At 47.9% G+C, this 12,623-nt stretch carries 4 protein-coding genes and 1 pseudogene; 2 read left to right on the top strand and 3 right to left on the bottom strand.

Annotation, left to right across the window (positions count from 1 at the left end; genetic code table 11):
* Window positions 1–112: 112 nt before the first annotated feature.
* Both AC58PQ_RS21005 and AC58PQ_RS21000 read left to right on the top strand, forming a co-directional pair.
* A complete protein-coding gene (locus AC58PQ_RS21005) occupies window positions 113–1,894 on the top strand; it encodes an HSP90 family protein (protein ID WP_497244961.1) in 1,782 nt (593 codons plus the stop codon).
* Complete coding sequence (locus tag AC58PQ_RS21000; protein WP_497244959.1) at window positions 1,891–2,946, top strand: hypothetical protein; 1,056 nt, start codon at window positions 1,891–1,893, stop codon at window positions 2,944–2,946. The genes AC58PQ_RS21005 and AC58PQ_RS21000 overlap by 4 nt, the downstream gene beginning before the upstream one ends.
* Window positions 2,947–3,050: 104 nt before the next feature.
* Here AC58PQ_RS21000 and AC58PQ_RS20995 read toward each other — a convergent pair whose 3' ends face one another.
* The 3 genes and pseudogenes from AC58PQ_RS20995 to AC58PQ_RS20985 all read right to left on the bottom strand — a co-directional run bounded on the left by AC58PQ_RS20995 (window position 3,051) and on the right by AC58PQ_RS20985 (window position 12,480).
* A complete protein-coding gene (locus AC58PQ_RS20995) occupies window positions 3,051–3,497 on the bottom strand; it encodes a hypothetical protein (RefSeq protein ID WP_497244957.1) in 447 nt (148 codons plus the stop codon).
* A 362-nt stretch (window positions 3,498–3,859) separates the two neighbouring features.
* A pseudogene (locus AC58PQ_RS20990) lies at window positions 3,860–4,019 on the bottom strand (GntR family transcriptional regulator); the annotation flags it as partial.
* Between the two features lie 268 nt (window positions 4,020–4,287).
* Entirely contained in the window at window positions 4,288–12,480 is an 8,193-nt protein-coding gene (locus AC58PQ_RS20985; RefSeq protein ID WP_497244955.1) for a glycoside hydrolase family 94 protein, read from the bottom strand.
* Between the last annotated feature and the right edge of the window lie 143 nt (window positions 12,481–12,623).

Here is a 12,623-nt window from a genome sequence, read left to right as displayed (position 1 = left end):
TGATGAGAGGATGGTGTGATAGAAACCATAAAATTAGCCATTCGAGAGATAATGTGAGCCGTGATATAATTAATCTTGCAAGGTTTTTTATTATATAACATTGAGGGACATAATGAAGAATATGAATTTTCAAGTTAATTTACAGGGCGTCATTGAGTTATTATCCAATCACCTCTACTCGGACCCCGGCGTGTTTATTCGTGAATTGCTTCAGAATGGCGTTGATGCTGTCACAGCTAGGAAACGGCTTGGTCATACGTTTGAGGAAGCTGTCAAGGTAGAAGTATTCTCGTCTAAAACGTTATCTTTTTCTGACAGCGGCTGTGGACTGACGGAATCTGAAATCGAACTGTTTCTCGCTAGAATAGGCAGTTCAACGAAAAGGGGAAATCAGGATTCCGCAGATGATTTTATTGGTCAATTTGGCGTAGGACTACTGGCTTGTTTCGTCGTGAGCGAAGAAATCGTGCTTATTACCCGTTCTGCGCTTGACGGTGAGCCGTTGGAGTGGCGGGGCAAGCCGGATGGGACGTACTCAATAAAGAAAGTCAAACGGCAAGTTCCGATAGGAACGACGGTTTACCTGAAAGCGAAGCCAGACTACGAGGAGTACTTCGAGTATTATCGGGTCAGTGAATTGTTGGAGAAATATGGGGAATATTTGCCAACGCCGATCCTACTGATCGAGGATAAATACGAACGGAAGATAAACGTACCATGCCCACCATGGAGTTTGAATAAGCAAGAGGCGCTATCCTACGTCGAGAGTGTTACTTACTCCAAACCTATGGATATTATACCGCTGAAATCCTTAATCGGAGGCGTTTCAGGTATCGCACAAATTCTTCCTTATGCGGTTAGTTTGCAAGATGAGAAGAAGCACCGCGTCTATCTAAAAAACATGCTGCTGTCCGACAAAATGAATAATATCCTGCCGGCTTGGGCATTTTTCGTAAATGGCATCATGAACACAGATAGCTTGCGGCCAACGGCGTCTCGGGAAGCCTTTCAAGAGAACGATTTGTTTTATGCAGTTCGAGATGAGCTAGGGGAGTGCATCAAGCGGTATTTGATTGAGCTGTCCGAAACCAATAAGGCACTATTCCAGCGAATCGTACTGGTTCACAACGATGCCATAAAGACAATGGCAGTCGAAGACGATGAATTATATGCTCTCTTCATCCGTCACTTAAACTTCGAAACGTCATACGGCGAAATGACAATGGCGGACATCCTGAATGATCACTCGTCCATTCTGGTTACAGCATCACTTGACGAGTTCAGGCAAGTGGCTCGGGTCGCAAAGGCGCAGAACCTGATGGTCGTTAATGGCGGTTACGTTCATGATCTCGAGCTTGTGCGTAATATAACGGAGGTCGCAGGCAATGTTACCGTCGGTGTTCTTAATATCTTGGAATTTGCTAATCGCTTCGAAGAGTTAGATCTTAATGAGAAGCGGGAAGTACAACCTTTCTTGGCGTATACGGATCAATTGCTTGGAAGCTTCCAATGCCGTTCGTTGGTCAGATGGTTCGAGCCGACGGACATTCCGGTGTTGTACAACACAAATCAAGAGGTGAACTTCTTCAAGTTGGCGGATGAGAGCGAGAAGGAAGCGAATCCGCTCTTCGCGGAAGTCGTGAGCGTCATCAAGAATGAGATGTACGAAAAGCCTTATGCAAGGCTTTGTTATAATTACAATAATCCCCTGGTTCGAAAGGCGATGGAATCACGTGATTTGCAGCTACGGAAGGCTGCCATCGACTTGTTTTACACGCAGGCTTTGCTCCTCGGCAATCATGTAATGGGAACAGCGGAATTAAAGATGATGAACGAATCGTTGCTTTATTTCATGAATAGGGGTTTCGACGGGATGACAGAGGTAGGCCGATGAAAAACCGTTTTGATGAATTAAGGCGCGGAAGCTGGTACATGCCGGACGGAAAGCAGAAACTGGCCGTCCTAGAGGAAATGATCGTGATCGCCGATCGGTACATGACGGAAAAGGATGCTTATGATGCCCGGATGAGCTATATGTCCGCAGCGCTAGAGGCGGGTTGCGAAGAGAGAATGATAGTTGCTTTCACATGGTGCTTATCGAAATTCGAGAAAATGCCTGGCGAGTATTCCCGTCAGGGGCTGATGTGGCATTATAAATGGGTGTTGAATCAAATGTGGCGGATGCCGGAGTTCAGCTTGGAGCAAGTCGAAAGCATTTACGACGATTTCAAACAAAAGTGCTTGAATTACGGCTATAATTTACGGCCCTATTACCAGCAGAAAGTGAACTTCATGCTCTCACAGGGTATGATGACGGAAGCCGCGGAATTTTATAAGCTGTGGCGATCTACGCCTCGGGATGAGCTGGCCGATTGTAAGGCATGTGAGCAAAACTTGTTCGGCAAATACATGTTCAAGATTAATCATCTAAAGAAGGGCCTGCAGGCGGTTAAGCCCATACTCGACGGCAGAATGAGTTGCAGATCTATACCACAAAACACGTATAGCCAAATTATTGTTCCCCTTTTAAAGCTTAAAGAGTACGAGCGAGCGCTCGTGACCGCGAAGAAAGCGCTCCGGCTGCTTAAAGGACCTAAATTCATCGAAGAAAACGGTATATTTCTGGAGTTTTTTACGGTTACGGATTTGTCCAAAGCAGTTAAAATTTACAATGAAACGATTCGTTACGCCTTGGAGAGCAAGGTTGGTTGGGAGAGATTCAATTATTTTCTATCCGTTCGAATTTTCCTCAGGGAGTGGAGCAAGAAGAAACGCAGAAAGAAGCTTGCTGAGTCAGATCTCGTAACAATGGACTGGTTGAATCGCGAAATTACTTCTCTGGCCGATTCGTTCAATCGTAGGAACGGCAATACGTACATGAATGAGTTCATCACGGACAAAGACATGAATACCCACAGGCTAATCGAGGCATATCACTTACAGTAGGAGCAGCGCGGCTGCTCCTTTCGCCATTATGACCGTTAAGGTGAACCCTATCATAAGTGACGGCAAGTTTGGGACGTGCAAATGTTATTATTCCGACCAACTCTTTATCGCTTAGTCAGTCCGCCTAAGAGCGCACCATAGATCACATGGCCAAAGAAGCTGAACATACCCGCGAACATGCCGAGACCGAGGCCGAAAAATCCAGGTTTTGTTATTTCTCCAGTATCAACCAATGGGTTTATAAGCCCGATCAGCGGGAGAACCACCAGCCCAGCGACGATAACCATGGCGAAGCCGACCCCGTATAAGATACCGGACCATACATTTATTTTGGGGACAAACGTGTAATAAATCAAAGATAAAAATGTCCCTCCGAATAACACGATCAGATAACCTACGATATACGTTGACGCCGCATCTGCAGGCAACCCTAACGTAGTACCATTCAAAAAAGCGAAATCGATGTCGTGGTTGAATAAAACATCACGCCGTTTTTTTCCACGGCCCGATGCAGCAGGCTTATCCTGACCTGCTGAACTGGTGCTGGCCAATAGAAAGCGTGAAACTGGGTTGTCTTTTGAACCACCTTATCAAAAATAATGGCAAGTTTTTAGGGAGAAGTGTATTGAGTGACATGGTTTTTATTTAGGCCGGTTCGTTGAGATACAGATTTGTTGCGCATATTAACAGGAGTTGTGATGCAACAGACACATAGAAAAAACTTTTTTGATGATAAAAAAGGGCTTCAGCTTGTAGCAGTGAAGCTGGTTCAAGTTACTGAAACGTAAAATACTTTGGTACAACGCGTTCGACCATTCATGAAAGCATCCGAAGTTCACAAGATGGCTGCCGTAATAACGTAGTGCGGGAGAAGCAGTTTTTTCTGCATAGAACGGCAGGTTCAAACAAACGTTAAGATCCACTGGGGGATCCATTTTCGCGATGATCCCGATCTGCGTATGTCCTTTGGCCATCAGCTCCCGAGTTGCTAGATAGCAGGACTGCACGTCATCCAGATAGAAGAAAGGAACCTCCAACTCTTTATAATAGGCATTGATCATCGTGAACGGAATTGATAAAAATGCAAAAGTAGGTTCAGATATCGTTCATAACGGTAAAGCACTCAAAAACTCATACCACGAACTTAGCTTCAATGAAACCGTGGTACACATTGTAACCGATACCCCTTCTTATGACCCTTGCAGAAGGGTCTTTGCTGCTTAAGTGAATTGGTGTGTTTCTACACAAACTTCCATATCATGAGAAACAAATAAACACGGCTGACACCTATAGACTTAGGCGTCAGCCGTGTTTTAATTTGGAACAACTTAATAAAATCCGCTATAGGCTAATTAAAATGGGATGATCTTTGCCATCGTCTATGAGCTCGATATAGCTATCAGGCCCCGCTTTAATGCTTCCTTCTATATTGCCTGGATTCCTGTTGAAGGTTAGATGATATGCCGTGCTGCCATAGCGGTATGTGACCTTGAAGCTGGACCATTCTGATGGAATGCAGGGATTCACAAAGAGTCGGTTATTGCGTTTCCGGAGCCCAAGAATCCATTCAATACCGCTCTGATACATCCACCCCGAGGCACCGGTATACCACGTCCAGCCTGCATGCCCATAATGAGGACCAGAGGTGTAGATATCGGCTGCCATTACATAGGGCTCACCTACATATTGCCGCACCTCTTGGTCTGTACGAGTATGAGTGATCGGATTAAGCATATGAAACAGCTCGAACGCTTTATCTCCTTGTTCTAGCTTACACCATGCGATGATGCTCCAAATGACCCCATGCGTATATTGCGCCCCATTCTCGCGAATGCCAGGTGGATATCCTTGAATATAACCAGGACTCGGCTCGGTACGGTCAAACGGCGGAGTTAAAAGCTTTACAACGGCTAACTCTCGGTCTACCAGCTCTCGATCGAACGACTGCATGGCTTGATAACTGCGGTCCTGTGGCGCTGCTCCGGATATGACGGACCACGATTGCGCAATGGAATCAATACGGCATTCCTCGTTGTGAATCGTACCGAGCCAAGTGCCGGCATCCGTGAATGCCCTCCGATACCATTGCCCATCCCAAGCATGTTCATCGATGGCTTGCGCGATTTGCTCGCGGCTGTTCTTGTATGTCATCTGTAGCTCGGTATCGCCATGATCCGCGCAAATAGGCTCAAACCGCTGTAATACTTCGCATAAGAACCATCCGAGCCAAACGCTCTCGCCACGCCCTTCATCCCCGACGAGATTCATGCCGTCATTCCAATCGCCAACGCCAATGAGCGGCAGCCCATGTTCCCCAATGCGCTGAAGAGCTTTTTCAATCGCCTTGATGCAATGCTCGTAAAGTGTACCGCTTTTGCTTGACGTCACCGTTGGTTCATATCGCTCGTGCTCGCCCTCTTTTAATAGCTCGCTGGTGATATAAGGGGCAATTTCGGCCAATACCTTGTTATCTCCCGTATGCTCAACATAACGTGCCGCGCAGTAAGGCAACCAAAGTAAATCATCGGAAAAAAGTGTTCGGATGCCCCGTTCCGTCTCATCATGCCACCAATGCTGTACATCGCCTTCCTCGTACTGATGGGATGCATGAAGAAGTATCTGCTTCCTTGCGAGTTCTGGCATGGTATGGAGCATAGCGAGAGAATCCTGCAGCTGATCCCGGAAACCAAAGGCCCCGCCCGCTTGATAAAAGGCAGTACGGGCCCACATACGGCAAGCAAGAGATTGATAAAGCAGCCAGCCGCCCAGAAGGATATTGGTTTCAGAAGAAGGCGTTTCTACGACAATCTGATTCAGCGTATGATCCCAGAAGTCGGTTAACTCTTTCCATGCTGCGTCACAGCGGGAAGCCTCGCTATATGCTTGTGCCAAACTGACTGCATTCGGTCTGGACGATTCACAGCCTAGCAAAATGATGACTTCTGCCGCCTCACCTGCTTCCAGCGTAAGCTTACGCTGGATCGCTCCACAGCTTGCATAAGATGCCCCTGTCCAGCCAGACAGACGGGTACGATTCAGTGCCGCAGGCTGCTCTAAGCTGCCGTTCCTCCCGATGAATTCCAGCTGATCTGTCGTCCAGGAGCATTCGCTGGAGTCTGTGGTTTTCTGAGGAAAGATTCCCAGAAAGGCTGTTGCATCCCGGAAATTTTCTTGATACTTGTTCTGTGCAGTCAGAACTAAAGCTGATTCATCCCACTCACTAACTATGAAAGGGGCGTTTGATTGGCGCTGAACGCCGAGTACCCATTCTGCATAATAAGATACCGAGAGCCGTCTTACCTCGGATGAGGTGTTTTTTATTTGCAGCCGCATAATTTTGACGGCATCCTCTTTAGGAACAAACACGGTCATGGTATGCCGAATGCTATTACGCTCGTGCTCGAAAGTCGTATAGCCATGACCATGTGAAATGAGATAAGGATTTGCGTGCTTGCCGGCAGCAGGGGTGACGGTCCACACTTCACCAGTATCCTCATCCCGCATAAATCCGAGCTCCGTCGGAGGATCAAGCACAGGATCGTTAGACCATGGTGTCAGCTTGCATTCGCGGCTGTTCCTCCAGAACGTATATCCAGTACCGAGCTCAGAGACCAGGGTGCCAAAGTTTGGATTGGCAAGGACGTTAATCCAAGGTGCCGGTAGATGCTTGCCGCCCTTGATCATAACCTTGTATTCTTTCCCATTTGGAGTAAACCCGCCCCAGTCGTTGTAGAACAGGACATCAGACGCATCAAGTGAAGGTGCTGAAGAGGGCAGATCCGTTTGAATAGGATCCACTGTCTCAGTCCGCTGAAGCGGGTCTGGCCACTCGTTGCCATTAGCAAGACCAGGCAGTTGAAGTTGGCCAGCGATGCTTGGACCGCTAGCTTGCAGGTTTACCCTCGCTACTGCCATTAGGAGAGTTCGATCCACCTCGCTTAGTCGATTGTCAGGAATGACATGAATACCGACTGCACCGGTTCCGAACCGGTCTACGCTGTGCTCTACAGCCACCTGAAGTGAATCCTGGAGATTTTGCTGATAACCCTCAGCGGATTTGTTCAGGATGACAAGGTCAAACCGGAGTCCCAGCCTTCTCAAGTATTCGTGCCCCGTTAACAGCTTCAGGATAAAAGGCATATGGTTTTGGTTTCCAATCTGAGCAACAATGATAGGCCGATCACCAGAAATGCCGAAGGACCAAAGCCCTGATTGTCCTTTAGAATTTAAGGCGATATGTGTACTGCGCTCGTTTCGTAACGGCGGTGTGTAAAGCACCTGGGATGCAAGCCGCTGGAAGTTTAAGGCTTCCGCCTGATCAAGGTGCAGGTTGTGAAGCTCAATTCTGCTTCGATTCCAGGCTAGCTTGAAGGTTCGGCAAACGGCATGCGTATTCGTTAGCTTGGACACGATGTCCACGGCTTCTTCCTTGGTTTCGGCAACGGAAGTCACTGCATACAAGTGCGCCTGTTCGCCAGGTTTAACCTGAATGCGATGCCGCATCACGAACGCAGGATCGGCCACAGATCCCGTCTTCCCCTTAAGACGGGATCGAATAGATTGCGGCTCAGCTAGCCCATGACCTCGCCCGATGAAGGCAGCCCTGTCTGTTTCGAACTCTACAGGTCCTAACGTATGGCCTTCGGCTGTTAAAGCATGTGCTGACCATAGGGCTTTATCCTTCGCTTCACGTTTGCGTCGTCCGGCAACAAGACAGTTGCTTTCTTCCTCATACGCAGTACGGATAAACAGTTTGCTGAAAGCCGTGTGGGCAACATCTGCAATCGGGTTGGAGAGCGCAAGCTCAACGAAGGATGTGATTTCCAACACCTTCATTTGATCTCCTAGGTTAGTAATGGTTATTCGGCGTACTTCAGCATCAGCTTCAGGTGAGACGCAAAGTTCCATGCGTGTTTCAATATCATCATCCTTACGAATGAAAGTGGCTTTGTCCAGCTCGAAAAGAATTCTCTGCTCTGGCGATTCTACTTTGCAAGGCTGGTACGTTGGTGACCAGATCTGGTCCGACAGGATATCCCGAATATACACATAGCTCCCCCACGAATCCCTGACAGGCTCCTCGCGCCATCTGGATATGGTGAGGCCTTCCCAGCTGCTGAATCCACTTCCGCTGTTCGTGATCATCGTCGTAAACCGTCCGTTCGACAGCAGCCAAGTTTCAGGAGTTAATGTGTGTGGCGAAGCAATCTCTCTCACCATTCCGCCATCTTTAATCGTGTCATCCCTGTTCACGAAGGAGCGATTCATGGCAGGGTGGTTAATCAACTTCGGACGATGTTTGGTGCGCTCTTGCAGAAGCAATTCTGCTGCGCGCACCTCCATGTTGCGGTGGAATCGTTCAACCATGGTGTGCGGGAGGAGCAGATTCGATAATGTCAGCAGACTCATCCCCTGGTGATGCGCCATAAAGCTGCGAATCACCATATGCTTGCGGCCTGCAGGCAATCTTTTTGACGTAAAATCCAATGCTTCATAGAAGCCGTATTTACCCCGCCCATCTAACTGTTCTAGCTGTTTCAATGCCTTAACCCCTTCCTTTGGGGCATATGGCAAAGCCATAATCGTAGCATACGGAGCAAGGACAAGATCTTGTTCCAGTCCTCGTTTAAACCCGAGGCCGGGAACTCCGAATGCCCGATATTGGTAATTCATTTGATGATCAAAGACATAGTAACCAGACTCTGAAATGCCGAAAGGAACGTCTCTCTGCCGAGCGTAGTCGATCTGGCGCTGGGCGACGGCTTTATAGGAGCTATCCCATATGGTATCGCGATACGTCTTCATCAAAAGCCATGGCATCATGTACTCGAACATGGTTCCCGTCCAGGAAAGAAGGACGGGACGCTTGCCTACCTTTGTCATCGTTCTTCCAAGAGCATTCCAATGGGAAACCGATACTTGCCCTAAGGCAATAGCGACAAAGCTGGCTTGACGAGCCTCAGATGCCATCAAGTCATAGAGAACAGTATCCTTTTCACCCTGACTCACGTGAAATCCGAGAGAGAAAAGGTTCGTTTCCAAGTTGAAGAGCGGGCGGAAGTTGGTAGCTTGAGCCATTGCAGCGATCCGAGCCGCCAGGCGGTTCCCGCGAGCCAACATATCCAATGCTGGAGGAGAGCCGAATTCCACCGCAAAAGCGACTTCATGTTTTCCATTCGTCCATCGCTCAGGGATACTCATGGGATTGTTCTTGACTTTCGGGTCCGAATCGGTTTGCAGCCATTCAAGCAGGCCTTCCTTAACCGTTAGCAAGCAGGCGACAAAGTTCCCGGAATCGACTGTGGACACGTATACCGGCAATAGCGGGACAAGTGTTTCGGTATCATACCAATTGTAAAGATGGCCCTCCCATTTTTCCATTCGTTCGATCGTATCTACAGTTCGCTCAAGTCGATCGATAAGTCCCGATGTATCAATAAACCCGAAATCTCTGGCCGCCAGCGCACAAGTTAAATACATCCCAATGTTGGTAGGCGAAGTTCGATGTGCAATGCCCTTATCCGGCTCAATTTGCACGTTATCTGGCGGCAGCCAGTTGTCTTGTTTCGTCACGAAGTCCTCATAGAAGGACCAAATATCACGTGAAAGCTTATGCAGTTCTTCGGCCTCTTGCGGCGAGAATGCTTTCGCTATGCGAAGCGGGGATTGATCGAGCCATCGAACCGCGAGCGGCGCCATGCTCCAAAGCAAAGCAGTGCACAGGTATACTGCCTGAGCTGCTGCATTCGCAGTTAACAAGGTGGAGGCAGCCAGGAGTGCGATCAAGATGTATCCTAAGAATTGTCCGGACAGTGCAGGTGCACCCTTCTTGCTGCTTAACCTTTCGACCTCCGCTTGATTTACCCATTCAAGAAGCCGTCGCTTCGAAATGGCCAAACGGTACAATGTTCTGATTATGGCATCCAGCAGCATGAAGCTCTGAAAAGGGAGAGTCATGAACGCAATGAGCACGTGGCCCATTGTAACAAGCAAGTTCTTTGGCTGGTTCAGTAATGTATGTAAGTTAAACAACTGACGAAGTAAAGGGAGGAACAAGGTCAGCAGCACGACACCGAACCAACGTAAGGGCGAGCCTGGGAGGACCGGTATAGCGAGCAGCAGGATCGTCATCAACGCCGGCGGCAGCAAGCTTCGACGAAGATTATCAACCATTTGCCAGCGGGTGACGATGGATAAATCGGTCCGCACAAGCGCGCCTGCGCCATTACGATTTCTAGATTTTAGCCAAGGAAGCAACTGCCAATCTCCGCGGGTCCATCGATGAAGCCGCCGTTGATGCGACAGGAAGGTAGGGGGGTGGTCATCGATGAGCTCGATATCGGTTAGACATCCTGCTCTCAAAAAACCACCCTCCAGCAGGTCATGACTGAGGACCCGATTTTCTGGGAATCTGTTCCCAAGGACAATATAGAATGCATCCAGATCGAAAATCCCTTTGCCCGTAAAAATGCCCTGTCCTATAGCATCCTGATAAGGATCTGAAACCGCGAAGGCATAAGGGTCATGTCCGGCCTCAATTGCCCATAAAGAAGTCAGCCTAGATTTCTGGGCACTTTCATAGGTCATCCCTATACGCGGTTGAAGCACTCCGTAGCCCTCAATTACTTTAGTTCCTTCGTTGTTTAGCCTAGGTCGATTGTAAGGGAGGTGAATGGCCCCAATCATACGACGAGCGCTTTCGAGAGGCAATTGTGTATCGGCATCTAGTGTAATGACATATCGGATTTTGCTCAGAACCGATGCATCACCGACCATTGCACAATAGCTTGTTCGTTTACCCTCTTTGAGCAGTTTGACGAACTCTTCGAGTTTTCCCCGTTTCCTTTCCCACCCCATCCAAGTTTGATCGGAGGGGTTCCATACTCGACGGCGATGAAATAGGTGGAAGGTACTTTCCGGGTAGGTTTGATTTAGACGTTCAATCTCGGCTTTCGCCTTATGTAACACGTCATCATCCTCAGGCTGCTGTTCCGTGTCTGAATCTCTGAAATCACTTAAAATAGCGTAATGAATATTGGGGTCTCTGTTTGCTAAATAATGTAACTCCAAGCGTTCCGCTGTACCTTTAACATCCTTGGAATTGGACCAGATCACCGGTATGACAACAATCGTTGAAGCATCTTCAGGTACACCTTTAGAAAAATCATACCTTAGCAATCTAGTCGGCCGCTTCACTCGTTCTATAAGCCAATGAACAGCCGCAATCCCAAGTTCACTGGCAGGCAAGATGAGCAGAAGCAAAACGAACACCCACCAGAGGGGAGAAATAATGGCTCCCGAGCCGACCCATAAGGATAGGCAGCCAAGCGTAGCGATAAAGCTAATCGCTAGCAATTGCATAAATACACTGGTTGCGCGACGCTTAATCATAACTTCTGGAAGGGAACCTGTCTTTCCGCACAGCTTTAACGCTTGCTGGAGCTCACTTTGCCCCCTCGCATCAAGCAAATAGTAAGCCGCATTCACATTTCTGGGTGGTATTAAATCATGGCTTTCTTTTTTGACAGCTTCATTTTGCTTGTCAGCTAATTCAACAGCTTTAGAAGCGACTAAATTTTCGGGTACTTTCATACGCCGTGCCAGCTTCTCCACCCGGTACCGAAGCAAATGACGACTAGCGCTATCCAATCTAGGATAATCGCCTGCCATTTCTTTCAAAATCGTTTGCTCTACAACGCTGATTTGCTCAAAGAGCTCTCCCCATGTCAACCGAGTGAGCTTGCGTAGGCTGATGATAACGTTACCTGTACTCACTTGGTATTCAGATTGAAGTCGGTATTCATAAGAAAGTATGGAATCCAGGTTCTCGGGTCTGTTCTCCAGCTTACAAATTAGCCATTCACCGATGTGCGCCGAATTCTCTGCATGCTCTCTTAGATGCTTGACAAGATGAACAATCAATGCTCCGGATAACGGCAATTCCATATTCATTTCCTCTAAAGCATTTTTTAGTCGCTCCGGTGTTAACCCAGCGACAGAAATTCCTGATAGCATACGCTCCACGAGCTTGCAGATTTCATGTCGTTCCCTTACAGGCTTCATGATGGACGCAAGTCGGCGGATTAACTCTATTTTCATAAATAGTGAAATGGACCATGTCTCTGCGATCGAGAGCACGGATACTTCTTGATAGGAGGTGAAAAAGGCCAAGACTACTTCCTCATCTAGAAGACCGTCCGTGTTCTCCAGATACGATTCGCAGATTGAAGAGACTCTTAGCTGGGTATCCTCCCCAACAGTGAATAAAGAGTCCATATGCACACGAGTGAGCTCCTCCCGAATCCCTAATATCTCTGCCTCCAGAAATTCCGAATGATCCAGAAGCCATTCTTCAGCAGGCTGCACACAGACACCGCTATGTTCATGAAGCTCCTTAATGAAGCTTTGCAGCTCTTCGATGTCTGTTTTTATCCGATTCCAAAAAGCTTTCGGAGAGTTACGACTTCCTTGCGGATTGTGTTCAAGCGCAAGATTATGCGCGGATTCCTTTAACTTATACCCAGCACTACCCATTTAAAATCCTCCAAACGACGAAAATGGTATAAAATCACTTCATTACCATTCCACAGTTGAGGGAGTTTTATAATATATAGCGCAGGAAATTTCGCCTTAGCCCAGCGATATTCGAAATCATAGACCTGTGGTTCGTTTACGGC

The organism is Paenibacillus sp. J22P143, assembly GCF_059692035.1.
This window is presented reverse-complemented; position numbering and strand designations above follow the sequence as displayed.